At 48.0% G+C, this 25,257-nt stretch carries 26 protein-coding genes and 1 tRNA gene; 22 read left to right on the forward strand and 5 right to left on the reverse strand.

What is annotated here, in order from left to right:
• Positions 1–77 precede the first annotated feature (77 nt).
• The 17 genes from ACWQXP_RS18720 (at position 78) to ACWQXP_RS18800 (ending at position 14,990) form a co-directional block, all read left to right on the forward strand.
• A complete protein-coding gene (locus tag ACWQXP_RS18720; RefSeq protein ID WP_454064374.1) occupies positions 78–995 on the forward strand; it encodes a restriction endonuclease in 918 nt (305 codons plus the stop codon).
• Positions 996–1,254: 259 nt separating this feature from the next.
• Positions 1,255–1,374: a hypothetical protein gene (locus ACWQXP_RS18725; RefSeq protein ID WP_454064375.1), complete on the forward strand. Its 120-nt coding sequence runs from the start codon at positions 1,255–1,257 to the stop codon at positions 1,372–1,374.
• Complete coding sequence (locus tag ACWQXP_RS18730; RefSeq protein ID WP_454064376.1) at positions 1,361–1,681, forward strand: helix-turn-helix domain-containing protein; 321 nt, start codon at positions 1,361–1,363, stop codon at positions 1,679–1,681. Before ACWQXP_RS18725 ends, ACWQXP_RS18730 begins: the two co-directional genes overlap by 14 nt.
• 34 nt (positions 1,682–1,715) lie before the next feature.
• On the forward strand, positions 1,716–1,928 hold the full coding sequence (locus ACWQXP_RS18735) for a type II toxin-antitoxin system RelE/ParE family toxin (protein WP_454064737.1): 213 nt from the start codon (positions 1,716–1,718) through the stop codon (positions 1,926–1,928).
• 267 nt (positions 1,929–2,195) lie between these two features.
• Entirely contained in the window at positions 2,196–3,281 is a 1,086-nt protein-coding gene (gene pheA, locus ACWQXP_RS18740; protein WP_454064377.1) for a prephenate dehydratase, read from the forward strand.
• Positions 3,282–3,431: 150 nt separating this feature from the next.
• The gene (gene hisC, locus ACWQXP_RS18745; protein ID WP_454064378.1) at positions 3,432–4,508 is read left to right on the forward strand and encodes a histidinol-phosphate transaminase; all 1,077 of its coding nucleotides are present in this window, start codon (positions 3,432–3,434) and stop codon (positions 4,506–4,508) included.
• A 25-nt stretch (positions 4,509–4,533) separates the two neighbouring features.
• Positions 4,534–5,547: a 3-deoxy-7-phosphoheptulonate synthase gene (gene aroF / locus ACWQXP_RS18750; RefSeq protein WP_454064379.1), complete on the forward strand. Its 1,014-nt coding sequence runs from the start codon at positions 4,534–4,536 to the stop codon at positions 5,545–5,547.
• A gap of 91 nt (positions 5,548–5,638) precedes the next feature.
• Positions 5,639–6,511, forward strand: coding sequence for a prephenate dehydrogenase (locus tag ACWQXP_RS18755; protein ID WP_454064380.1), 873 nt, complete (start codon positions 5,639–5,641; stop codon positions 6,509–6,511).
• Entirely contained in the window at positions 6,508–7,809 is a 1,302-nt protein-coding gene (gene aroA / locus ACWQXP_RS18760; protein WP_454064381.1) for a 3-phosphoshikimate 1-carboxyvinyltransferase, read from the forward strand. Before ACWQXP_RS18755 ends, aroA begins: the two co-directional genes overlap by 4 nt.
• Complete coding sequence (cmk, locus tag ACWQXP_RS18765; RefSeq protein ID WP_454064382.1) at positions 7,806–8,528, forward strand: (d)CMP kinase; 723 nt, start codon at positions 7,806–7,808, stop codon at positions 8,526–8,528. Before aroA ends, cmk begins: the two co-directional genes overlap by 4 nt.
• 8 nt (positions 8,529–8,536) lie before the next feature.
• A complete protein-coding gene (locus ACWQXP_RS18770; RefSeq protein ID WP_454064383.1) occupies positions 8,537–9,166 on the forward strand; it encodes a lysophospholipid acyltransferase family protein in 630 nt (209 codons plus the stop codon).
• A 115-nt stretch (positions 9,167–9,281) separates the two neighbouring features.
• Positions 9,282–10,988 (forward strand): 30S ribosomal protein S1, encoded by a 1,707-nt coding sequence (locus tag ACWQXP_RS18775; protein WP_454064384.1) that lies wholly within the window; start codon positions 9,282–9,284, stop codon positions 10,986–10,988.
• Positions 10,989–11,015: 27 nt separating this feature from the next.
• Complete coding sequence (sppA, locus tag ACWQXP_RS18780; RefSeq protein WP_454064385.1) at positions 11,016–11,918, forward strand: signal peptide peptidase SppA; 903 nt, start codon at positions 11,016–11,018, stop codon at positions 11,916–11,918.
• A gap of 79 nt (positions 11,919–11,997) precedes the next feature.
• On the forward strand, positions 11,998–12,303 hold the full coding sequence (locus tag ACWQXP_RS18785; protein ID WP_454064386.1) for an integration host factor subunit beta: 306 nt from the start codon (positions 11,998–12,000) through the stop codon (positions 12,301–12,303).
• Positions 12,300–13,289 (forward strand): PCP reductase family protein, encoded by a 990-nt coding sequence (locus tag ACWQXP_RS18790; RefSeq protein WP_454064387.1) that lies wholly within the window; start codon positions 12,300–12,302, stop codon positions 13,287–13,289. Before ACWQXP_RS18785 ends, ACWQXP_RS18790 begins: the two co-directional genes overlap by 4 nt.
• Before the next feature lie 507 nt (positions 13,290–13,796).
• Positions 13,797–14,234 carry a hypothetical protein gene (locus ACWQXP_RS18795; protein ID WP_454064388.1) on the forward strand — a complete coding sequence of 146 codons (438 nt, stop codon included), beginning with the start codon at positions 13,797–13,799 and terminating at the stop codon, positions 14,232–14,234.
• Between the two features lie 6 nt (positions 14,235–14,240).
• Positions 14,241–14,990, forward strand: a complete 750-nt coding sequence (locus ACWQXP_RS18800) for an IS4 family transposase (RefSeq protein ID WP_454064389.1) — start codon at positions 14,241–14,243, stop codon at positions 14,988–14,990.
• Between the two features lie 240 nt (positions 14,991–15,230).
• Here the strand turns inward: ACWQXP_RS18800 and ACWQXP_RS18805 are convergent, their stop codons facing one another.
• Positions 15,231–15,950, reverse strand: coding sequence for an SDR family NAD(P)-dependent oxidoreductase (locus tag ACWQXP_RS18805; protein ID WP_454064390.1), 720 nt, complete (start codon positions 15,948–15,950; stop codon positions 15,231–15,233).
• A 355-nt stretch (positions 15,951–16,305) separates the two neighbouring features.
• Here ACWQXP_RS18805 and ACWQXP_RS18810 point away from each other — a divergent pair, with 355 nt between their 5' ends.
• On the forward strand, positions 16,306–16,824 hold the full coding sequence (locus tag ACWQXP_RS18810; protein ID WP_454064391.1) for a helix-turn-helix domain-containing protein: 519 nt from the start codon (positions 16,306–16,308) through the stop codon (positions 16,822–16,824).
• Positions 16,821–17,351 (forward strand): hypothetical protein, encoded by a 531-nt coding sequence (locus tag ACWQXP_RS18815; protein WP_454064392.1) that lies wholly within the window; start codon positions 16,821–16,823, stop codon positions 17,349–17,351. Before ACWQXP_RS18810 ends, ACWQXP_RS18815 begins: the two co-directional genes overlap by 4 nt.
• Before the next feature lie 260 nt (positions 17,352–17,611).
• Here ACWQXP_RS18815 and ACWQXP_RS18820 read toward each other — a convergent pair whose 3' ends face one another.
• From ACWQXP_RS18820 to ACWQXP_RS18830, 3 genes are all read right to left on the reverse strand, one after another.
• The gene (locus tag ACWQXP_RS18820) at positions 17,612–18,268 is read right to left on the reverse strand and encodes a ribonuclease H1 domain-containing protein (RefSeq protein WP_454064393.1); all 657 of its coding nucleotides are present in this window, start codon (positions 18,266–18,268) and stop codon (positions 17,612–17,614) included.
• 141 nt (positions 18,269–18,409) lie between these two features.
• Positions 18,410–19,537, reverse strand: a complete 1,128-nt coding sequence (locus ACWQXP_RS18825; protein WP_454064394.1) for a tetratricopeptide repeat protein — start codon at positions 19,535–19,537, stop codon at positions 18,410–18,412.
• A 207-nt stretch (positions 19,538–19,744) separates the two neighbouring features.
• Positions 19,745–19,819, reverse strand: a tRNA-Val gene (locus ACWQXP_RS18830).
• Positions 19,820–19,938: 119 nt separating this feature from the next.
• Here ACWQXP_RS18830 and ACWQXP_RS18835 point away from each other — a divergent pair.
• The 3 genes from ACWQXP_RS18835 (at position 19,939) to ACWQXP_RS18845 (ending at position 24,293) form a co-directional block, all read left to right on the forward strand.
• The gene (locus tag ACWQXP_RS18835; RefSeq protein WP_454064395.1) at positions 19,939–20,184 is read left to right on the forward strand and encodes a ubiquitin-like protein Pup; all 246 of its coding nucleotides are present in this window, start codon (positions 19,939–19,941) and stop codon (positions 20,182–20,184) included.
• Between the two features lie 228 nt (positions 20,185–20,412).
• Positions 20,413–22,128 (forward strand): single-stranded-DNA-specific exonuclease RecJ, encoded by a 1,716-nt coding sequence (gene recJ, locus ACWQXP_RS18840; RefSeq protein ID WP_454064738.1) that lies wholly within the window; start codon positions 20,413–20,415, stop codon positions 22,126–22,128.
• Positions 22,122–24,293 carry a RelA/SpoT family protein gene (locus tag ACWQXP_RS18845; RefSeq protein ID WP_454064396.1) on the forward strand — a complete coding sequence of 724 codons (2,172 nt, stop codon included), beginning with the start codon at positions 22,122–22,124 and terminating at the stop codon, positions 24,291–24,293. The genes recJ and ACWQXP_RS18845 overlap by 7 nt, the downstream gene beginning before the upstream one ends.
• Positions 24,294–24,351: 58 nt before the next feature.
• Here ACWQXP_RS18845 and ACWQXP_RS18850 read toward each other — a convergent pair whose 3' ends face one another.
• On the reverse strand, positions 24,352–24,855 hold the full coding sequence (locus ACWQXP_RS18850; RefSeq protein WP_454064397.1) for a DUF192 domain-containing protein: 504 nt from the start codon (positions 24,853–24,855) through the stop codon (positions 24,352–24,354).
• Between the last annotated feature and the right edge of the window lie 402 nt (positions 24,856–25,257).

Raw genomic sequence — 25,257 nt, forward strand, 5'->3', positions numbered from 1 at the left:
CACGCCCATGTTGGCCAGATACATATCAATTTTGGTTACCTATTTCTATGCATATCAAAAAGGATAGCATCTTGTTTATGGCAATCCCCGACTATCAGACAGTAATGCTTCCTGTTCTTCAATTAGCCTCCGATCAATTAGAACATAAGTTCAGAGAAGTTGTAGAATTTCTTGCAGAAGAATTTGCTCTATCTGATGATGAACGAGCCGAACTTTTACCAAGTGGAAGTCAGAGGGTCTTTCACAACCGTGTTGGATGGGCACGCTCCTATCTGAAACAAGCGGGGTTGTTGGAATCCCCTAGGCGGGGGTATTTCAGGATAACTGATCAAGGGCTCAGCCTATTAGCGGAAAATCCAGAGAGGATTAACGTTTCTCTCTTAGAGCGATACCCAGAATTCATAGAATTCAGAAACCGAAAGAAGGAAACGTCATCGAACAACGATGGAACAACGATCATTGAATTATCTTCTGGCGAAACGCCAGAGGATGTTTTGGCCTCTGCGTATCGTGCAATCCTCAAGGATCTGGAAGATGACGTTCTTAGTGTTGTGAAAGATTCGACACCGTCGTTCTTTGAGAGGCTTGTCGTAGATCTTCTCGTAAAAATGGGATATGGAGGCAATAGGCAAGATGCAGGTCGTGCTCTAGGAAAGAGTGGTGATGGTGGCATAGATGGTATCATAAATGAAGATCATCTTGGATTAGATGTTATTTACATTCAGGCAAAGCGGTGGGAAGGAACTGTAGGAAGGCCTGAGCTACAAAAGTTTGCCGGAGCTCTTCAGGGTCAAAGAGCTAAAAAGGGGGTATTCATAACTACTTCAAACTTTTCGAAAGAAGCGATTGAGTATGGATCGATGATTGAGTCAAAAATTATTTTGATTGATGGCGATAGATTGGCAGCTCTAATGGTAGAACACAATGTTGGAGTATCGACCGTTGGGCGGTATGAAGTTAAGAAAGTAGATTCGGACTATTTTGACGAAGAATAACTTAGAACGTAGTCGTTATCTTTAGGGATTTTCCATCGACTTTTAGCAAAATGTAACCGAATACCCTATTCCGTTGCATGCCATTGAAGTACATCCGAGTTGAGTTGCGATGATGTCAGGCTTGCGGTTTGAAACAAACAGGAGCCTTGTGGTCCTTTCTGTTAAGAATTCCATCGCGTCTTTATCGCAGGTATGTCATCGCTGACCCTATTTATTCAACTCCTGATGACAGAGGAAAATTCCTATGTAATTTTAGTTTGTGCTGCATGCCTTCCAGAAAAAATCGAAGAGAGGCATCCAGACACCGAAATTGGACATCGAGATGATTCAACAACGTTATAAAGAAGCAAAGGAGTTGGCTAAACGTGAAACCGATTGAATATGAAGAAAGCAGTGGAAATGTTTTTACTGATCTTGGGCTTGACGATGCCGACGAGTTATTTGCCCGTGGACAGATCGGCATACATGGTTTCAAAATTATCAAAGCCAAAAAACTGAGGCAAAGGGAAGTCTCGACTCTTTTGGGGATTAAACAACCTGAGGTTTCACATTTAATGAATGGGCATTTTCATTGGTTTACAACTGATAAGTTGCTGGAATTTCTGAAATTGCTCGATCAAAAAGTCACTATCACCATCAGTCCTCGTGCCAAGGGCGAGCCATATCAAGAAGTGGCATTTGCATAGCGAAAAGGTGATAGTGGAGGGCCATCGCTTATCGGTGAGCAACAAGCCTCAGAGTATTACCAGGTCCTTCTCAAAACCTTTGAACGCAGTTCAGCATTCATACCTCGGTCGCTCTATTGATTATATCCGTAAGGGCTACTTCCGATTCGAACACGAAAACCACGTTATTTTTTACCAAATAAATCAAGATGGTCTTAGCATCATGGTGGTTCTTCATCAAAAGATGGATCGAAAGCGGTACTTTTAGCTGGCCTTCTGGTTTGCCAACAACTTCACGATATTCCTACTCTCAAAATCTGAAACGAGATAGCCCTTATGATTTTAGGAATAGTTGGTCTCGATTAGAAGGTCAGGCCTTCTTGAAAACCCTTTGTTTTCCGGCTATGCTGAGCAGTTCAGATTCGTTATAGTGAGGTGAATTTCCCTCATGCACCTATCTCAGTCCTTTCCCTAAGGTGCGGAGGGATAACAGTAAGTAGGGCCTTAGAAAACTACAATAATCCTGGAGTGATCTGTGGAACTGCCAAACGACATTCCTTCCTGCCGAGATAATATTGACCGATTAGATGACGAGATCCTTCGCATTCTGAACGAACGGTCTCAATACGTCATTCAAGTCGGGCATTTAAAGAAACAGAAAGATGCCTCGGCTCATTTGCATACGCAAGGCCGTGAGACAGCCATTGTCGAGCGATTAGCAGCCAAAAATCCTGGTCCATTTCCGAGTTCAGCGATTAGGCCGGTGTATCGCGAGATTATGTCTGCCTCGCTGTCGCTAGAGGGCTCTCAAACGGTAGCGTATCTTGGACCGCCTGCAACCTTCACTCATCTGGCCGCGGTGAATAAGTTTGGGGAATCGGCTGAGTATGTTCCTGTCAGTAGCATTAAAGATGTGTTCGATGAAGTGGAGCGTGGACGAATTCGGTTTGGCATTGTGCCTGTCGAAAATTCTACTGAGGGAGTCGTGAATCACACGCTCGATTTGTTGGTGGATTCACCGTTATTGATTTATGGCGAGATTATGTTCGAGATTGCCCATAACGTCTTATCAAAGGCGGATTCTCTCGAACAGATCAAGACGATCTATTCCCACCCGCAAGCGATTGCCCAATGTCGTAAGTGGTTAGAGGCCAATTTGCCCTCGGCCGTCATTGCAGAGGAACCCAGCACGGCACGGGCGGCGGAACGATGTGTGAATGATGCGGCAGCCGGGGCTATCGCTTCTGAAATCGCTGCGGAAATCTATGGATTAAAGATTCTTCGATCACGCATTGAAGATAATATCCATAACTCGACAAGGTTTTTAATTCTGTCACAGCGAGGGTCCGAGCGAACCGGAAAAGATAAAACTTCTATTATTGTATCGGCGAAGGATCGAGTCGGGGCGTTGTATGATATGATCCGGCCATTTTCATCCTATGGCATCAATATGACCAAAATTGAGTCGCGTCCTACCCGTCGAAAAGTCTGGGAGTATCTCTTTTTTATGGACTTGGAAGGCCACCAAGATGATGATCGCGTAAAGAAAGCGATTGATGAAGTGAAGGGACGGTGTCTCTTTTTGAAGGTTCTGGGGTCGTACCCTTCCTCAAGCAGTTAACAGGTTCCCTGCTGTTCGTCGCTCGTGCCGGCGCGCAAGCGTGAAGCGCGAAAAATAACGTAGCTCGTTGCTCGTATCTCGCAGGGATAATATAAATTTCTTTACCTTAACGAAATTCGAACGACGATTCACGAAATACGGTTCCTAATTATGCCGTTAAAAGTTCACCCAAATATTTCTTCTCTCGTTCCGTATTCTCCGGGAAAGCCTTTGGATGAATTAGAGCGTGAGTTGGGTATTACGAATGCGATTAAACTTGCATCGAATGAAAATCCTCTGGGCCCTTCCCCCAAGGCGAAAGCGGTTCTGGCGCAAGGCGTAGCGACATTGAATCGGTATCCCGATGGTGGGGCACACTATTTGCGGCGAGCTCTCGCCGAACGGTGGAAGGTGTCAGCCGATCAGGTGATCGTGGGGAATGGTTCGGATGAAGTCATTAGCCTCTTGATCAAAGCCTTTCTTGCGCCAGGGGAAGAAGCGGTGATGGCCGATCATACCTTTGTCATGTACAAGCTTTCTGTGCAAGGCGCGCATGGCGTGCCGGTCGAGGTTCCTCTGAAGGATTGGCGGCATGATCTATCTGCCATGGCCGCAGCGGTGACAGATAAAACGCGGCTTGTGTTTTTATGTAATCCGAATAATCCCACAGGCACGATGGTGTCGATGGCTGAGGTTGACGCGTTTTTGGCTCAACTGCCAGATCACGTCATCGTCGTATTTGATGAAGCCTATTATGAATATGTCCGGTCAGCTGACTATCCCGATAGCTTACAGTATGTGAAGCAACTGCATCCCGTTGTTATCTTACGAACATTCTCAAAAGTGTATGGTTTAGCCGGGCTACGTGTAGGGTATGGTATTACCTCCACGGAAATTGTCGACTACGTGAATCGGATACGTCCTCCATTCAATGCGAATAGCCTCGCTCAACTCGCTGCGTTGAGTGCTCTTGAAGATGAAGAACATGTTGCGATGAGTCGCTCTGTGAATGAAACGGAGATGGCCGTTTTGGAAGAAGGTCTTACGGCACTTGGTATGGTGGTCATTCCGAGTCAAGCCAATTTCCTCTATTTTGATACCAAACGCGATGGACGACAGGTGTTTGATGGCCTACTTCACGAAGGCGTGATCGTGCGCCATATTAAAGGCTCCATGATTCGTGTGACGGTTGGAATACCCGAAGAAAACCGTCGCTTTCTTGAAGCCTTGAAAATTGTGCTAGGTTGACTCTAGAAGGTAGGAACTCTGCTCCATGATCATTGTGATGAAACCGGAAGCGACTGAGCAGGATGTTGAGCATCTGGTTGAGCGTCTTCGTGAATTAGGCTTAAAGGCTCAGGTTTCGATCGGGGAAGAGCGAACCGTGGTGGGCGTGATCGGGGATGACCGGATTCTTCAAGGACAGCCTCTCACGGTATTTCCTGGGGTTGAGAGTGTGACGCCAGTGTTAGCGCCGTGGAAATTGGTGAGCCGCGAATTCCAGAAACACGATAGTGTCATTGATGTGAATGGCGTTAAAGTGGGAGGGAAGAAGATCGCGATTATGGCTGGTCCCTGTGCAGTTGAAAAACGAGAACTCACCGTCGGGATTGCTAGGGAAGTCTCTGCCGCTGGAGCCTCAATTTTACGAGGTGGGGCTTATAAACCTCGGACCTCACCTTATTCGTTTCAAGGCCTCGGTCAAGAAGGGCTCGATTATTTAGTCGAGGCACGCAAGTTAACGGGTCTTCCCGTGGTCAGTGAAATTCTCGATGCAAGAGACCTTGGACATTTTTTGGAAAAGGCTGACATCATTCAAATTGGTGCCAGGAACATGCAGAACTTTGAGTTACTCAAAGAGGTTGGTGATTACGATAAGCCGGTGTTGTTGAAGCGTGGGCTTTCTGCGACGATCAAGGAATTTTTACTGTCAGCGGAATACCTTATGTCTCGGGGTAATCGCAATGTGATGTTATGTGAACGAGGTATCCGGACGTTCGAAACACAATACCGAAATACACTCGATCTCAGTGCTGTGCCTACCTTGAAAGAAATGTCTCATCTCCCTGTTATTGTTGATCCAAGTCATGCGACCGGAAAATGGAACCTTGTGGCGCCTATGGCGAAAGCCGCGATTGCTTGTGGTGCCGATGGGCTGCTGATTGAGGTTCATTCCAACCCCGAATGCGCTCTCTGCGATGGAGAAGAATCTCTCAAGCCATCTCGCTTCAAAGATCTCATGTCGAGTTTGAAATTAATTGCCGAAGCGGTTGGACGGGATTTGTAGTAGACATATTGAGCCTGATTTATTTCGTCGATTGATGAGTTTCTGTCAATTTTCGACATGAGATGTACGTTCGGGGATGAGCTGATTTAATATGAGTATGCTGTTCAAAAAAGTTGTCATTGTTGGGGTCGGGCTCATTGGTGGTTCGCTGGGGTTGATCCTCAAGCAGCAAGGTTTGGCTGAAACGGTGATTGGCGTCGGGCGCCGTATTGAAAATCTTCAATTGGCCGTGAAACTTGGTGCCATTGATCGTTACGAATCCCATGCTCAAGACGCGGTCAACGATGCTGATTTGGTGGTGTTAGCCACGCCCGTCGATACCTATGCGACGCATTTGCGGGAATGGGGAGAGAGTCTCCCAGCGAAAGCCATTGTGAGTGATGTGGGAAGTGTGAAAGGGCAGTTGATCGTAGAGGCCGAACAGCTACTGCCGAAGCCTGTTCGCTTTGTCGGGGCGCATCCGATTGCGGGTCGTGAGAAGTCTGGAGTTGCGTATGCCACCGCTGATTTGTTTAAAGGAGCCCGTTGCCTCGTAACCCCTACAACTCAAACCGATCCGGCGGCATTAGAGGCTATTTGCGAGCTCTGGAAGTCCGCAGGGTCAGTGGTCTGTTCACTTGACCCGTTTGACCATGACTTTGTGTTAGGGGCGGTTAGCCACCTGCCTCATGTCGCGGCCTTTGCTCTGATGCAGGCGCTTACTCAACTACAGAGCCAATTAGGGCAATCCGCAACGCTTTTAGAATATTCAGGAGGTGGTCTCCGTGATACGACGAGAATTGCCGCCAGTTCTCCCGAGATGTGGCGTGATATTTGTCTGGCCAATCGAGGCAATCTCCTCAAGATGATTGATGTCTATATGGAGCATCTCAAGCAATTCAAAGACTGTGTGGAACAGAGTGATGGGACGGGACTTGAGAAAATTATGGAACAGGCGAAGGAAGCAAGGGAGCGCCTCTCATGAGTTCGTGGTCAACCACTACTGCAACCAAACCGTTACGTGGGACCGTGCAGGTTGCTGGAGATAAGTCTATCACCCATCGGGCGCTGATTCTGGGTGGGCTCGCGCAAGGGGAAACCATCATTTCTGGCTACTGTCTTGGCGAGGACTGTCTCAATACGCTTCGCGTTGTCCGTGCGCTAGGAATTCCGGTTGAAGACATCGACGCCACCAGCCTTCGAGTGTTAGGGAAAGGTCTTTGGGGATTCACGGAGCCTTCAACCGTTTTGGATTGCGGAAACTCCGGAACAGGCCTTCGTCTTCTTGCCGGAGTTCTGGCCGGGCAAGATTTCTTTTCGGTATTAACTGGTGACGGATCACTTCGCAATCGTCCCATGGGTCGAGTCGTCAATCCTCTCCGGACGATGGGCGCCTCAATTACTGGTCGAAGAGCGGGCGAGTATGCCCCATTAGCCATTGCTGGGCAAGGATTACAAGGTTGTAAGTATCGTTCTCCTGTGGCCAGTGCCCAAGTCAAGTCCGCAGTCTTGTTGGCAGGGCTCTTAGCTGAAGGGCTGACGAGCGTGACCGAACCGGTCAAGTCTCGGGATCATACTGAACGAATGCTCCAACATTTGGGCGTTGATGTCCAAGTCGATGGCTGTACGGTTTCGGTAACTGGTCGTAGGCCGTTCACCGGGAAGCCGCTTTCCGTTCCTGGAGATATGTCAGCTGCAGCCTTTTTCCTGGTCGCCGCATCCATTGTGCCGGATTCAGAGCTCTGTTTATCTGGAATTGGGGTAAACCCCGCGCGAACCGGAGTCGTCGATATTCTCAATAAGATGGGCGCCAATATCCAAGTCAGGAATAGCCGTGAAGTTTCAGGTGAGCCAGTTGCCGACCTTTTTGTGAAATCAGCCGATCTTCATGGAATTACGATCGAGGCTGAAGATATCCCTAAGACCATCGATGAATTGCCTGTCCTGTGTGTGGCCGCCGCTGCTGCCGAAGGACAGACGCATATTACAGGGGCTCAAGAACTTCGAGTTAAAGAAACGGATAGGATTCATGCCATGGCAGTGGAATTGTCTAAACTTGGCATTCCTATTGAAGAAAATCCTGATGGTCTGAGTATTACCGGCGGAAAACGACTGACAGGGGCACAATGTCAAAGCTATGGGGATCATCGAGTAGCGATGTCGCTGGCTATTGCTGGTTTGATTGCCAATTCTGCTATTATCATCGATGAGACCGACTGCATTGAAACTTCTTTCCCTGGATTCAAGGGCAAGTTATTGGATTTATTGACAAACTCCCAGTGAACACTATAATAAGCCAATGGCAGGAAAGCGTGCAGCGTCCGGAATCTAAGGACGGTCGGTTGCTTATTACGATTGATGGTCCGGCAGGTGTCGGCAAAAGTACAGTTGCCAAAAAATTGGCTGCGCGTCTTGGTTATACCTATTTGGATACCGGAGCGTTGTATCGTGGGGTCGCCTGGAAAGTTCGGTCCAGTCATGTTGATCCGGCCGATTCGAAGCAAGTCGAAGATCTGCTTTCGACCACAAAACTTGAGCTAACGGCACGTGAGCAAACGCTTTCGGTCTTTGTCGATGCCCAAGATGTGACGCATGAACTTCGAAGTCTAGATGTGAGTCAGTTAGCTTCAACGGTTGCCGCACTTCCTCAGGTTCGTCAATGGCTGCTTCCGATTCAGCGGGATTTTGCGAACGAGGGCGGTATTGTGGTTGAGGGACGTGATATGGGGACGAAAGTTTTTCCTCAAGCCGATGTGAAGTTTTTTCTTGATGCCGATCCTGATATTCGGATCAGCCGACGTTATCGTGAACTGCATGCGGATGATCAACAGAAAAACTGGGATGATCTCCGACGAGAAATGACTATCCGAGACGATCGTGATCGTTCTCGAGAAGTGGCTCCATTGATTCCTGCTACTGATGCCATGATGATTGATACCTCCAATTTGTCGATTGATCAGGTGTTGGACCATCTGACGGAAGTTGTTTCAGCACGCCAGTGAGTGGGCTTGTGTATGCCAGTATTTGGGCAATGTTCAATATACTGGGGCGATTGTGTTTTCGTTATCGTGTCCATGGGGCACAGCATATTCCGAAAAGTGGAGGAATCTTATTCGCAGCCAACCACGCCAGCTACGTCGACATCCCTTTTTTGGGGTGTGGTATTCCCAGACGCGTGTCGTTTCTGGGACGAGCGAATCTTTTCCCGCATCCTCTTCTTCACTGGATGTTCCGAAAAATTGCCTGGATTCCACTCAAGACTAACCGGTTAGACCGGCTTGCGTTGAATGAAACTGTCTCTCGGCTAAAAGCCGGAAAGCCCGTTGTGATTTTTCCTGAAGGGACCAGGACCCCACATGGGGGACTGCAGGAGGGAAAACCTGGAATTGGGGTCATCCTCTCTCAGGCGCAATGTCCAGTTGTGCCGGCCTATATTAGTGGAACGTTTGATGTGCTGCCCATGGGGTCGGCTCGGTTACGGATGAAGCCTGTACAGATACATTTTGGAGAGCCAATGACATTCCCGTATCGAGAAGGCCTGGAACCAAAAGATTATTATCGCACCGTTAGTGATACGGTGATGACGCGCATTGCCGAATTAGGACAGGTTTCTGCTTCTTCGGTGAGTCGGTCAACATAAATGTCTATTCATTATGCAAATCTCCCAAGTGATCCAACGCTGAGGGTTGCCGGGAAGTTTTATTTTTAATCATCAATCAGCAGTGCATTGAGCAGAGTGGAGGCGTAGGAAGAGGATGAATACAGTATCTGAACAACCTGAACAGCTGGATCGTGAAGCATTGGCAGCACTCTATGAAGAAACCTTTCGAAATATTGAGGAAGGCACCATAACCGAAGGACGCGTGGTGAACATCCAGCGGGAACGGGTTGTTGTTGATATCGGATATAAGTCTGAAGGCATGATTCCGTCTGACCAATTTTCCAGCGAAGAACTTCAGACGCTTGCCGTCGACGATACGATACAGGTCTATATTGAGCAGTGTGAAGATGCCGAAGGCAATTTGCTGGTCTCGAAAGAAAAAGCGGACAAGATGAAGGTCTGGGAAGACCTGGAAGTGGCTCACCGCGATGACAAAGAGATCGAAGGGAAGGTGCTGTCGAGGATTAAGGGCGGCATGATGGTTGATATTGGGGTGAAGGCGTTTCTTCCCGGTTCTCAGATTGACCTGACTCCTGTTCGTGACTTGGATGGGTTAGTCGGGAAAGTCTTTAACTTTAAGATTATTAAGGTTAACCATCGGAGAGGCAATGTGGTCGTGTCTCGCCGGGCGCTGCTTGAAGAAACACGAGATAAGAAACGGCAGACGACGTTGTCGACCTTAGCTGAGGGGCAACTCATTACTGGAACCGTCAAAAACATCACCGATTATGGAGCCTTCCTTGACCTAGGGGGTATTGATGGCTTGCTGCACATTACGGATATTTCGTGGGGACGAGTAGGTCATCCTTCGGACATGTTCTCCATTGGGGATCGGATTGAGGTCTTGGTTCTCAAGTACGATCGTGAAACCGGACGAATCTCTTTGGGCTTAAAACAGAAAACGGCAGATCCGTGGAGTCAGGTTGAAGCGAAATATCCCGAAGGCAGTCGAATTCCAGGAAAAGTGGTCAGCCTGACAGATTATGGGGCTTTTGTGGAATTGGAGCCTGGGGTGGAAGGATTGGTCCATGTTTCTGAAATGTCCTGGACCCATGAAGTGCGTCATCCTTCACGAGTCGTGTCTATCGGTGATCAAATTGAATCTCAGGTACTCCATGTTGATCAGCAGAGCCGAAAGATCTCACTGGGGATGAAACAGACGGCTCCGAATCCTTGGGATGTCATTGAGTCTAAGTATCCGGAAGGGACGCAAATTGAAGGAAAGGTCAAGAGTGTCACGGACTTTGGTGCCTTTATTGGACTTGAGGAAGGGATTGATGGCCTGATTCATATCTCTGACATGTCGTGGACCAAACATATCAAGCATCCGTCTGAATTGTTTAAAAAAGGGCAATCAGTGCAAGCCGTCATTCTTCGTATCGACAAAGATAAAGAGCGATTATCGTTGGGATATAAACAACTGGTTTCCGATCCCTGGGAATCTGAAATTCCTTCACGGTTTCAAATTGGAGGAAAGGCCTCTGGCCAGGTTTCCAAGATTGCAGACTTCGGGGTGTTTATTGAGCTCGACGGTGGGGTTGAAGGTCTGATTCATATTAGTGAAATTAATATTGATTCCCAAGAACGAGTTGAGGATAAATTCGAAGTCGGGCAAGAGGTCACCGCGAAAATTGTTAAGGTTGATTGCGATGAACGAAAGATTGCCTTGAGTTTATCGGAACATCTTCGTGAATCTGACCAAAGTCAATTGGAAGCCTTTCATGCGACTCAAGGGCAAATTGATCAAAGCTTAGGCCGGATGACCCAAGAAAAAAATGCGGAAGCGCAAGGGGATTCTTAATGAAGAAAGGATTTCTCATTCACGCCCATGTCTGATACGTACGCATCGCCTCCTGCACCGCGACAGTCCTGGTGGAAACGAGTGTTTTGGATCTTAGTGGCGGCAGTGGTGCTCACTTGGTTGGGCAAGGCGCTGTTGCCTGACGTGGCGTCCTATGGGAAAGAGCAGGTGGCGGTGGTGCGGGTTGAAGGCCCAATTCTTGACTCAAAGCAAACCGTCAGCGAGTTAGAGGACTTTAGTGAAAATCCCATGGTCAAAGCGATCGTTGTTCGGATTGATAGTCCGGGCGGGGGCGTGGCGCCATCTCAGGAAATTTATAATGCCGTCAAGCGCGTGAAATCGGAGCACAACAAAACCGTGGTGGCTTCGATGGGGACGGTAGCGGCTTCAGGCGGTTACTATATTGCGGTGGCCAGTGATCGGGTGTTGGCGAATCCTGGGACACTCACCGGGAGTATTGGCGTTATTATGCAGATGGCCAACTTTGAAGAATTGTTGAAAAAGGTTGGGGTGAAAAACTTTGTCATTAAAAGCGGGCGGTATAAAGACATTGGTTCGCCATTTCGGACCATGGAGGCTGAAGACCGCCAGCTGTTGCAATCAGTGATGGATGACGTCCATCGGCAGTTTATAGAGGCTGTGGCTGAAGGGAGGTCGCTGGATGTCGCTGATGTTGAGGTCTTGGCTGACGGACGGGTCTTTACAGGACAGCAAGCCAAGGACTCCCTGCTCATTGACGAAATTGGAGATCTGACCGATGCCATTGCATTGGCTGGAAAACTAGGAGGCATTCAAGGTGATCCGCGGGTCGTAGAGCCAACAAGGGAGTTTTCTTTTAGAGACTTCATTGAAAGTTCCTTTCTTGGAAAGACCTCTGCAATGGTACTTCAATCCACCTGGATTCCGCTCATGTACTTAATGGTTTTTTAAGGAGTTCGTCTGGTATGCTAATGAACGGGTCCTGAAAGTAGACCTGGATGTCTGGATGAGGTTGATTGAGGAGGTATGAATGACAAAAGCTCATCTGATTGAAAAGCTGAGTGAACAAGCCCCAACGTTAAGCCATCGGCAAGCAGAACTGGTCGTCAACACACTCTTTGACTCCATTCGAGACTCTCTCAAAAATGGTGAAAAAACTGAAATACGAGGATTTGGTAGTTTTCGCTTAAGGATTCGGCAGACCAAAGAAGGACGCAATCCGAAAACGGGCGAAACGGTTGAAGTCCCAGAGAAGCGAATGCCATTTTTTAAAGCGGGAAAAGAAATTAAGGAATTACTTAATCAAGAAGACGGGATGAAACAGATGTCATTATGAGTAGCCCTGACCAAGAAATCATTGAACAACAAGATGTTGTCTGGACAGACGAGGCCCTCGAACGGTTACAGCGTGCGCCATTTTTTCTCCGAGGAATGGTCAAGCGGTTAGCGGTGAAAAAAGCCAAAGAGCTTGGATATGCAGAAATAACCGTTGAAATTCTCGACCAATTTAAGCAGCAAATGATGGGGCAAATGGGCGGAGAATCTGGCATGAGTCAGGCGGCTGACGATATGGCGAAGGGCAATCTTCCCTGGACAGCCGAAGCCAAAAAACGCCTCGAGTCAGTTCCAGAGTTTATGCGGGACATGATTAAACGAATCGCCGATGACATTGCCAGAGAGCGCGGGCACATGGAAGTCAATGTCGAGTTATTCGAAAAGGTGGAAGCTTTGGGTGATCTCAAAGAGCAAGCGGGTCCACCACTGGAATGGACAGAAGATGCTTTGGCGTTATTACAACAGAAGATTCAAGACTCTCCGCCAATGGCGAAAGAGTTTGTTGCTGACATGTTAAAGCATGATGCTGAAGACTTGGCCCGTGAGCAGGGCATGTCTCGTATCGACGCGGAATCTCTCATCAAACTGTGGGATGCGCCTCAATCCGCAGTCGCCTGGTCGGACGAAGCATGGAAACGACTGCAAACATCTCCTGATTTTGTTCGGAGTGGTATCCGCAAAGCCGCGGAACGACGAGCACGAAAGCTTGGGCTCAAAGAAATAGATTCAGAACATCTTACGGTGTTTCGAAACGAAGCCATGATGAAAGCAGTCAAACGTATTCGAGCTTTTGGCTACAAAGAACTCACCTTTGATGCCTTTGATGATGCGTTAGAGAAAGTGAAACGTCTGAAGGGCAATGATCAAGCCGAGCATCGCCTCGAAGAAATCCGTGATTACATGAAAACCAAGCCGGATGTTGGATTGTTAGGTGAAGAGCTCATGGGCAAATTCCGCAAGTATCTCAAAGGCGAAGGCAAACTGTAACTACCCCTTTTATTTGTTCGTCTCCCTTTCTTTCTTTCTTTTTCTCCCCATCGTCTAAAAAATAATTGAATCTAGCTATTCCCCATAGCTTGCTACGTGGTTACAGAACAAAGGGAAGAGCTTGAGAAACCGTGGTGTCTCAAACAGCCTAGCCCTTCCTCTGAATACCCCGTTGCTTGTGGCGGGGATCTTTTCTTTTGTTCTTATTAATAAGACCTATTTCATATTTATGTCCTACATAGGCTCCCTATTTCGATTGACCATGATTGCATGATCTCACCTCAATTGTTTTAAGCCACTCCTTTTAAAATGGTCCTAGGCAAGCCTATGGACTTATTACCGCTAGACCAAACTATGCAAGCACAAAAATGAGAATGTTTCTGACGGCTCCCCACAAAAACTGTTTTCTGTTCAACAACTTAGGTTTTACATTGTAGCTAGAATCGCGTATGAAAGGCTGGATAGTTTTCTTCTTGACATTTCCCATATTTCGCCAAGGAGGTGCTCATGCCGGCTCTTCAATTCTTGCGCCCTCCTCTTCAAACGACTTGTCCCACAATCCATGCGATGCGCTTAACGGCTTTGCTGAGTGCCGTCGAAGCCCTCCGTCATCCTTGTCTGACCTTGACCGGGCTGGGCCGCGCACTCCGCCGTCCGGCCTTCGTGAAACACCATATCAAACGGATGGATCGGCTCCTGGGCAATCGCCAGTTGTATGCAGAACGAACGGCCCTCTATGCCGTTGTCGCGCAGTGGCTGCTGAGCAAGATCGCCGCGCCGCGTATTATCGTTGACTGGTCGCCGCTGACCGCGGATCAACCGTGGCAACTCCTGCGGGCGTCACTGCCGGTTCGAGGTCGTGCTCTCACCATCTACGAAGAAGTCCATCCCCGTCAGTCTTTGACCAACCGCCGAGTCCATCGAACATTCTTACGCCACTTGTGAACGGTCTTGCCGGCCACGGTCCGCCCGATCCTCGTGACCGATGCTGGCTTTCGAGGCACGTGGGTTCGGTTGGTCGAAGAGCTGGGCTGGGATTGGGTCGGGCGCATTCGCAATTGCACCCGCGTGCAACGGGAAGGGGCCACCACGTGGCACCCATGCAAGACGTTCTATGCGAAGGCGACCACGCGGCCCACCACGGTAGGCTCCCTACAGCTCGTCGAGTCCAACCCCCTGCGATGTATCTTGCATGTAGTTCGCCAGGGGCCCCAAGGGCGCGTCCACAAATCGGGCTTCGGCACGCGTCGGCAGGGCTGGCCCAGTCGTCGAATGGCGGTGCGTACCCGCGAACCATGGTTGTTCGCGACATCCTCCACCTTACACACGCAGACTGCTCACCCAATTGTCACCATCTATCGTACCCGCATGCAGATTGAGGAAGCCTTTCGAGACCTGAAAAGCGAACGCGTGGGGCTGGGATTCTCAGCCAGTCAGACTCGTCTCGTAGAGCGCCTCGCCATTCTCTTGCTCATCGGTGCGCTGGCCCTCTTCGTGTTATGGCTGGCGGGAAAAGTGGCCGTTCAGCAGCAGTGGCAACCCCGCTATCAATCGAATACGAGGAAAACCCACGAGGTTCTCTCCTTCGTGACACTTGGGCGATACGTCTTACGGCGAGGGCCTGACGTCATCTCCAAACGGCACGTTCTCCAAGCCTGCGTTCAACTTCGACAGCAACTCAAGAAGATTCATGCGGGGTGATTTTGTGGGGAGCCGTCAGGGACATTCTCCTTTTTGAAATTTGCGCATACGCCTTGATGATCGCTTACAGGACAAGCCACGAGGATTCACGTTGCACTCAAGACACAATCGCTTCACCGTCCGTTGTTTCCAAACTTGTCGGCCAAACGGTGAACCTCGATTGACGGTTTGTCGATTGGTCCCCTACTCCTATCCCTCGAAAAGCAAAATGTGGCCTTAACCTATGTTCCGTCTAAGTCTTTACCATTCGGCCGCTAAACGATCAATGACTATCTGCTGAACCACAGCCTGAGGCCCCAGCCTAGCGAGGTAGATGGCTGTTTCAGCAATGTCGAAGGGATCGATCTTTTCATTCAGAAGTATCTTCTCAGGCGAAGCATCGACCAGTTCATCCGCCACTCCAGCCGGACAGATGGCACTGACTTTAATATTGAAGGCTCGACCTTCATCAGCCAGCGATTTTGTCAGAGCCATTATTCCATGTTTAGAGGCACTGTAGATCCCCGTCCCCTTCCAAGCTTGCACTCCAGCTACACTCGACATGTTTATGATAAGTCCGCCGCTCTGTTGTTGCATCTGTTGAAACCCTGCACGACAACATAAAAAGGTTCCTCGTAGATTTGTGGCTATTACGTCATCAAAGGTCTTTGTATCTGTATCGACCAATTCTCTGCCTCCAAAAATCCCCGCATTATTCACCAGAATATCCAATTGGTCATAAAGTCTCAGGGTTTGTTGGATGAGTGCGTTCACTTGGTGCTCATTGGATACATCCGTTTGAATGGCATGGGCCTCTCCACCCTTTTCCCGAATACGTGCAACCGTAGATTCGCATAAATGGTGACGCCTAGCAGCAAGAACGACCTTCGCGCCCTCTTCCCCGAAACGCAGGGCCATAGCTTTCCCAATTCCACTACTGCTTCCCGTCACGATCGCTACTTTTCCATTTAAACGGTTCATGGTGTTCTCTACTCCACAAAAGTTGGCTCACAAAAAGTCGATATGTCCGCCTCGACACATCAGTTTCCTCGTTCCGTACTCCACTCTGTTGGCCTAGCATGAAATCTTAAAGGCGAACACTTGGGAACCGACACGATACAACATGCTAGCTTGGGTACCGCATGTAATCTGAGTCAGACACGCATCTGCCATCATACAACTAATAGTTATATGATGGACATAAATGGGGTAAGAGCAGATTTCTCGGGTGCGCGGTTTGACCCCGTTGCCTAGGCGTCGTCGGGCCTTCATGAGTTTGGAGGAGGGCAGAAGCCGGATATTCTCAATATATCATATATAATGTATTATATATGATATGAGTCCTGTACTCTTAACGATACTTAACAAAAGAAAAACCTTAGGGCTTAGTCAAGTCGCGTTATCTGTCCGTTCTGGAGTGAGCTTGCCGACTCTGCAGAGAATTGAGTCAGGAAAAGCCAACCCTTCACTTTCGACACTTGAGTTGCTTGCTTCTGCTCTGGATCTTGAATTGTCTTGCCATGAACGGTCTATCGATTGGGATGAATTAGCTGCATTCGGTTTGCCTCTGCAACGTCGAGAAATTCGGCACGTGAGAAAAACACGAGAAAACTTTTTCACTGCCATGTTTCGAGCCTGTTCCCTATTCGAACAAGAACGGCATTTACCAGATTTCCCTCGAAAAAAAGAAGCTCTTATCGGAACACTTCTTGCGCTAAAGTTACATTATGCCGATCTGTACAAAGAGCTTTGTCACAGGTGTCCTATGGTAGAGCAATTATTCCAGGACATGATTGAGGGGAAGCATATTAAACTCAAGCGTCTGGCTCTCGCGCAACTTGGGACATATTTATGACTGTGATTTCAAAAGAACTCCTCGATCAGTTCTTCGAGCTCGCGTCAGAAAAACTCTCTGGTGAATGGATTTTACTGGGTGGCTCTGTTTTGCCGTATGTCGGAAGGTCCATTCGTGCGACAGTCGATATTGATTTGGCGACAACGTCACTTCGAGGGGGCGAACAGCAACTGAAATTGATGGAGATTGCGGAGTCGTTGTCTTTGCCAATTGAGGCCGTGAATACCGCCGCCGAATTCTTTGTGAGAAAGATATCCGGGTTTGAGGACAACCTGGTCCACATGTTTTCGAAAGGTGATTTCTGTGTGTATCGTCCTAATGTGAATCTGTTTATCCAATTGAAACTTCCGAGACTGTCTGAATCTGATCTTGAAGACACGCTGGAGTTTCTGAGGTTTGCTCGAGAAATCGAAGAACGTGTTGATGTGCGTCTCTTAGAAAAGTTGATTTCGAAAGAATTGGAAAAAGGCGATCACCGCATGAATCGCTTGAAGAGTCTACTCGAGGCATTGCCTGCCGTGTCTTAAGGATGTTTGGGAAAATAAGTTTCCTGTGACGATTTTGATAGGCGGTATGAAGACAAATCTTCGATCATTTTTAGTATTCTTCGATTTGCCTTCAAGGTCTCGTTTCCACCACTCTATGTAACGCAAGCCCGATGTCAGTGTGTTAGGCGAAGAACTCATGGGCCAATTTCGCAAATATCTCAAAGGCGAAGGGAAGTTGTAACTTTCTCCTCGTACCGTTCAAATTTTCTTGCCCATAGTGGATATTCTTCAGGTATTTGTCACTCCTTTTTCCTCAGCTGTTCATTCATTCCATCCATGCTGCCTGCTGCTTCCAGTGCGGCCTTTTTGGCTTCTTCGTCGACGATATCATTGTTGGGGTCTCCGCTATGCGCTTTGACCTTGACCCATTCGACGGAGATTCCTGAGGCACGAATCGTTTCTGCATAGTGTTGTGTAAATGGCGTGTTTCTCTTCCAGGCATGTGTCGGCCAACTCGCGAGTCCCTGGTAATCGTAATACACTCTGATGCTGGTAATGTGTTGGGTTTTGCACCATTCCACAGCCTTGAGCACAGCCATAATTTCGCCGGCGACATTGCGATGTCGCTGGGCGTCCTCAGGAATATCATTGCCTCGATCGCGATGGATTTCCTCGCCAGCTCTGCGTGCTAAATAGGCCCACCCAAGAAGGAGTAACCCATTGGGTCTTGGCATGCACGAGCCATCAACCCAAACATCGACAATGGTATTGGCATCATCTGTACCTTCGAAAGTCGTGGACGACTCTGGGAAGGCATAAGCCTGAGCTTCTTCTGGAGTGGAAAATGATTTGTATTCTGCCCCAGAGTATTTGACTATCTGTCGTTGACATTCCGGCCAACTATCAAAGACTCCTGTTTGACGTCCACGTCGTACACCATAATACTTTTGTTTCATTAGCGATTCATCTTTCAAACAAACGAAACGTCTTTAATACGAGATGTCTAGAAATACATCATTCAATAGACGAACGGAGGAATGTCACGATTTGTAGCCTGGAAGGAGTTGATTCTTTGCCCTATTCAGGTGTCTGTTCGTTCATTGTAATTTTTTGAGGCGGTCTTTCGCGAGGGCGGCACGAGTCGATTCTTCAGGAACGTTATCAACCAACGCTAAATAGGTTTCATACTCCTCGATTGCTCTTCTGCGGTTGACCGACTCATAGGCTTCGGCCAGATTGTAGCGTGCACGGGCATAGTTAGGTTGTAAGGTAATCGCTCTTTCGAGTAAAGCAATGGCTTCTGCAGGTTTTTTTAATTGAAAGAGCACCGTACCCAGACTGTTGAGGACTCGTGGTGAATGTTGCTGAATTTTTAATGATTCTTCAAGAGCCGATTTGGCTTCGGTGAGCTGTCCTTTATTTCTCAGTGCAAGGCCAAGACGATGGTGGGCTTCAGCTAAACGCTTGGTATCCTCTAACCCTAACTTGATAGTTTGGCGGTACGCGTCAATGGCAATATCTGGTTTTTCCCCGGGGCACGATTCGAATAACGCAATTTCGCCTCGAGCAAATTGTTGCGTCGCCAGAAACTGCGAGGTTTGTTGTGTGGTTTGACCGGGAGCTGAGCCCTCTTTGCTGTCATTGTGCTGTGACCTGAATTTTCTTTGGGCTCCATCAAGGAGTTGTTCGTAGGGATCAAGAACCACGACTGCGACGAGTAGTTGATGCTCATGATCGTGATCTTCTCGGATGATGTACTGCGTCGTTGATTTTTCGTCTCCCGTTCGATAGAGCACAACGGTATCGGGTTGAGTGCCTTGTATTAACGAACTCGAGTTCTCAAAAAATTCTCTGGCCGGAGGGAGTTGTGAAAGAGTATCTCTTAATACAGGATAGGGGTCGAGATTCAGTCCATCTGGATAGGCCGAAACAACTGCGACCAGTGTCTCATCATCATTAAAGAACAGCCATTGTCGTCGGTGTGTCGGATCGGTATTTTCAGCGTACCATTCTTTGCCTGTGCCCCATGGCGACTGCTGAAAGGTCTGGCCTGTCTCTCGATTATGAACCATGTCCGAGGTGTCGCACAATCGAGTCAGGCCAAGAAGATCTAAGTCGCTTGCAGAAGGTGGAAGGTTTGACGGCGGTACGGAGGGTCCGCTGCTGCAACTTACCAGAAATAATAGGAGCCCAATGAGTCGTTTATAATACTTGGTAGATGCCATGATTGGACGTTCTGGAGAAAACTATTAATGGAAATGTGTCAGGGGAAATCAGTGTCGTAGATGCATTGTTGGAAGCACCGAACAATGTCTCCGCTGGCAACGAGGCTTAGGAGGCGACAGCTCGTGTATTCATGTCATGTTCGTTGGCATGCCAGCATGCCTGCGCGTTGTAGCTCTGGCGCGTAAACGCGAAGCCTTGGCGTAGGCTGGTGGGCGATACTGGTATCGAACCAGTGACCTCTACCGTGTGAAGGTAGCGCTCTCCCCCTGAGCTAATCGCCCGTGGGAGAAAATAGTAGCACACCGGTAGAAGGGGATCAATGAAGTCCTGAATGGCTCACCTTGACGGTTGATTCTATGAGGAGTAGTCTGATGTTATCGCGATCATTCAATGAATGAAGGTGCAAGAACTTGTTGATTTGAATTTTGTTGGAGGAATGATTATGGAAAAGAAAGAACGTCAGCAGGATAATCGAAAAACTGATTCTCCTCAAGAGGCAGATGAGACTAAGGCTAACCCCAAGGTTGTAGAAACTGGGGAAAAACTCAAAGAAGAAATGGATGAATTGGTTGATGAGATTGACCAAGTGCTGGAAGAAAATGCGGCTGAATTTGTCAAGAATTATGTGCAAAAAGGTGGAGAGTAAAGCAAGATCGTGCGTGGTCGACGTCCCTGCGCTTTTTGTGAAATTCTTACCGCTTCCGTTTGACCTTTCCCATTCCTCCTCGACTCTATATTTCTCCTGACTTTGCGTTTACTGTACAATGGGGCGTAGCACCGTGATCTGTGCTTTTGCTCAAAGATTTTCTTCTTCGTTGTTTTCTATGCGTACGAGGTTGAGTGAGGGCTATTGTCAGTAGGAGAAAACATCGTGATGACTAAAAAATGGAATATGCGCAAGGGTAATTCAGAGTGCATTGCGCAATTGTCGGACCAACTTGGTCTTTCTTCCATCACCGCGACCGTCTTGGTGAATCGTGGGATCTTGGAAGTCGAGCCTGCTCGTCAATGGCTTTCGATAAATTCGCCAGAGGTTCATGATCCGTTCCAGATGGCTGATATGGAGAAGGCGGTAGATCGGCTCCAGCAAGCCATCGTACAACAGGAGAAAATTTGTTGTTATGGCGATTATGATGTTGACGGCATTTCGGCCACGAGTCTCTATGTGTTGTTTCTTCAGCAACAAGGGGCACTCGTTGATTTTTACATTCCGGATCGTAAGTTGGAAGGCTATGGTCTCAATGAAAACGCCATCCGACGACTCGCGGGGTCTGGGGTCACTGTGCTTGTCACAATAGACTGTGGGACGAGTTCACATCAGGAAATAGACCTGGCGCAAGCGCTTGGACTCGACGTCATTATTACGGATCATCATCAAATTCTCGGTTCTCATCCTCAAGCGTTTGCTTTTTTGAACCCTCAGAGAACGGATTGCCGTTATCCATTTAAAGGGCTTTGTTCTGGTGGTTTAGCCTTGAAGGTTGCAACGGCCTATTCTTTGAAATTTGGACAAGCTGATGTCGATGTAAAGTCGTATACGGATTTAGCGGCATTAGCCACTGTGGCAGACATGGTTCCGTTGCAGGATGAGAATCGTTGGATTGTACGAGAGGGCTTAAAGCAGATAGCCGGGAGTGCTCGTCCCGGCATTCAAGCGCTTAAGCAAACGGCTGGAATTCAGGGAATATGCACGGAAGGAATAGTAGCATTCCAGCTTGCTCCGACCATTAATGCAGCAGGACGTCTTGCGCATGCCCGGTTAGGAGTGGAATTGTTTACAAGTCAATTGTTAGAAGATGCGTTCCCCATTGCTCGACAATTAGATGGCCTCAATCGTCAACGTCGTACTATTGAACAAGCAGTGGTTTCCGAAGCCGTCAACATGATTGACGGAAAAGATCTCCCCGGAGCAATTGTTGTTGGTGATCGTACATGGCATGTGGGAGTTGTGGGGATTGTGGCTTCTCGACTTGTCGAACGGTATTATCGACCGTCAGTTGTGGTGTCCTTTAATGAGGAGGGGTTTGGCCGTGGTTCCGTGCGAAGTGTGCCAGGCGTCGATGTCTGCAAGCTCTTAGCTCAGTGCTCAGATTTGTTAGAAGGATTTGGCGGGCATCCCGCGGCAGCGGGACTTCAGGTTCGCCAAGAACAATTCTCTGCATTCCGACAGCGGATGTCGGAACTGGCCTTCGCCGCAATCAATGAGGAGGCTCGAAATCCTGTCTTGCATATTGATGCGGCTGTGGCGCTTCAGCATGTTCATCCGCAATTGATTGGTGAGTTGGAGCAGTTGCATCCGTTTGGGATGGGAAATCCCGAGCCGACGTTTCTTGGTCAGCATGTCAAAGTGTTGGAGAAGCGTATTGTTGGAGATGATCATTTGAAATTAGTTGTACGTCAGGAGGGGTCAGTACCATTTGAATGTATGGGATTTCGGATGGGAGCTATGGAGCATCTTGCGGGACTCGAAAATCGCATGATTGATATGGTGTTTGTTCCTGAGATAAACCGCTGGAACGGCATGGATCGTGTCCAACTTCGGATACGTGACTTGAAAGTGAAAGAGAGACCTGGAGTTTCTGTATGTTGATGACATCTATCACGCAAATTGACGAACTGATTCAACAGGTTCAAGCCTATCATCCGGAGGCAGATGTCGAAATGCTTCGACGCGCATATGACTATTCCGCCCATGCGCATGAAGGACAGATGCGGCAGTCCGGTGAGCCCTATCTGCAGCATCCATTGGCGGTTGCCGGCATTTTGGCTTTTTTAAAATTAGATGTGCCGGCCATTGTGGCCGGCCTGCTCCATGACACCGTAGAGGATACACTTGCGACGCATGCCGAATTGGAAGCGCAATTTGGTAAAGATGTGGCGAGACTTGTCGATGGCGTCACGAAGATTGGACAAATTCCTTTTAAGTCACATGCAGAGAAGCAGGCAGAGAATTTTCGGAAAATGGTGTTGTCGATGGCAGACGATATTCGCGTGGTCTTCATTAAGCTCGCTGATCGACTCCACAACATGGAAACATTAGAACATTTATCCGAAAGCAAGCAGAAACAGATCGCTCAAGAGACACTTGAGATTTATGCTCCTCTCGCTAACCGATTAGGGATCAGCTCGATAAAGCAAAAGTTGGAAGATCTCTGTCTTCAGTATTTGAAGCCTGATTCCTATGCCATGCTCAAATTACGTGTGGCCAAACGAGATGAAGAGCGACAAGAATTTTTGGAGATGCTTGTTGACATGGCGCGAGAGGCTTTAGCCAAGGCCAGTCTGCATGGTGATATCCAGGGTCGGCCCAAGCATCTCTACAGCATTTATCAAAAAATGGAGCGGCAATCGATTACATTCGAGGAGGTGTATGATCTCTCGGCGGTCAGAATTATTACTGATTCAAAAATGAATTGTTATGCCATTCTTGGATTAATCCATTCGTTGTGGCCACCGGTCCCCGGACGTTTTAAAGACTATGTGGCCACGCCTCGAGCGAACCTCTATCAATCTCTTCACACCACGGTAGTCGGCCCACAAGGGGAGTACGTAGAATTTCAAATACGAACGGAGGAGATGCATCGGATTAATGAGTACGGTGTGGCTTCGCACTGGCGTTATAAAGAGCCAGGTGCTGTGACAGGCAAAGACGAGAAAGTCTTTAGTTGGTTGCGGCAGTTTGTGGAATGGCACAAAGACCTTTCCGATAATCGTCAGTTCATGGACTCAGTTAAGCTGGACCTGTTTCATGATGTCGTCTTTGTCTTTACCCCGCTTGGGGAGGTGAAAGAAATGCCGGTTGGTTCGACGCCAATCGACTTTGCGTATGCCATTCACACGGAAATTGGCGATCATTGTGTCGGCGCAAAAATTAATGGCAAGCTCGTTCCGCTTCGGCACAAGTTAAGTAGTGGAGATATGTTGGAAATTCTCACATCGTCTTCTCAGGTCCCTCATAAAGGATGGTTGAAGTTTGTTCGTACTTCACGAGCGAAGGCAAAAATTCGTCATTGGTTTAAGATTGAAGAACAAAAGCGGGCCTTAGATATTGGTCGTCGGTTATTGGAACGAGAGTTTCGTCGTCATAGTCTCCCGACGGCTCAAACATTAAAATCTGAGCGCCTATTGGAAATCGCGAAAGACCGAGGCCTTGACGTTGTTGAAGAACTTATTCGATTGGTCGGTTATGGAAGACTTTCAGCGAGCCAGGTCACGAATCAACTTGAGCCTGATAGCCAGGTAATTCAGAGAAAGGAGTCTTCGGGTGTTGTTGCAGCGCGTGAGAAGGTGGTTCCAGCCCATCCAGAAAAATCGGTGAAGGTCAAAGGGGGCAACGATGTGCTGATGCAGCTATCAAAATGCTGTAACCCTGTTCCGGGCGATCCGATTATGGGATATATTACACGCGGTCGCGGGCTCAGCATTCATACGGTGGGCTGTCCAAATCTTCGGGCTCTAGATTGGGATCACAACCGATTGGTTGAAGCTGATTGGGATTCAGGTATTGCGGGGACACATTCCGTGAAAGTATCAGTGTTAACCCTGGATCGTACTGGAGTGTTGGCTGACATATCTTCCGCCATTTCAGATTGTCAGGCCAACATTACTCGTGCAGAAATTTCGACACGTGAAGATCGAAAAGCTGTGCTTGATTTTGTCATTGAAATTACGAATACCCTTCATTTGGAACGTATGATCAAGGGGATCGAGCAAGTAGAAGGCGTGGTGAATGCGAGGCGAGTCAGGGGGTGGTAGGGAGCTGAGCGTGCGCTTTGTCAACAGTAGATTGTAGGATATTCTGCTTTGCCTTTGATCATTTGACTGTCAATTGACTATCTAAATTAATCTTGTAGCGTTCGGCCATACCAGCTCCAAGTTCAAGGACATAGAGCGCTTCTTTCAGTGTGCGGTATCGGGGGCAGCTGTCATCGGTCTTTGTACATATTGGAACGTGTGATTCAATATGTACAACGTTCCAGTCCACATCAAGCCAGATAATGTCTAAAGGCATTTTGGTGTTTTTCATCCAAAAGTTCCAATAATCCAACTCTCTGAAAATAAACAGCATGCCGTGATCGGGCGCCATCTGTGTTCTGAACATCAGACCTTGAGATCGCTCGGCAGGAGTATCGGCAACTTCAGCTTTAATGATAGATTTTTGCGGCGTCATGATTTTCACTAAATCAATTTTCGTCCAGTCTCTATTGGTTGGTGGATGGCTTAAGCTTTGTCCCCGTAGCGATGGTATGGTAATTGCCAATACGAAAAGGGAAGAAAGTAACCCTGTTACCACGAAATATTTGTTCGACATCGTCATGAATGTAGGCTAAGTGAATTTTATCGTGAATTTCGGACGCGATCCTAGGGTGATTCCGTGAATGTTGTCAAGTTGAGTGTTCATTGATGGTAGCGAGTTCATAACTTTCACGAGGTCACTTTATCAACAGACTCCTAAACTTGGGGAAATCTGGATAGGCTGCAGGCGCTGATTTCTGTTGCCGTCTGGCGTTTCGATTTATAAGTTGCCATAGACCAGAGAGGTTATGGAGGCAGTTTAATTAAAGCGATAGTCGTGTGCCTAATTACCAATTTCTATACTTCGCTTGCCATCATACTATCCAAGAAGTCTGTTCTTGACTGGCCCAATATGTCACCGTATAATATGCTCTTTACAAATTGGGCTATTGCTTTGCCTTGTGGCATTTTGATACCCGTTCTG

The sequence above is a fragment of the Candidatus Nitrospira salsa genome, assembly GCF_965152625.1.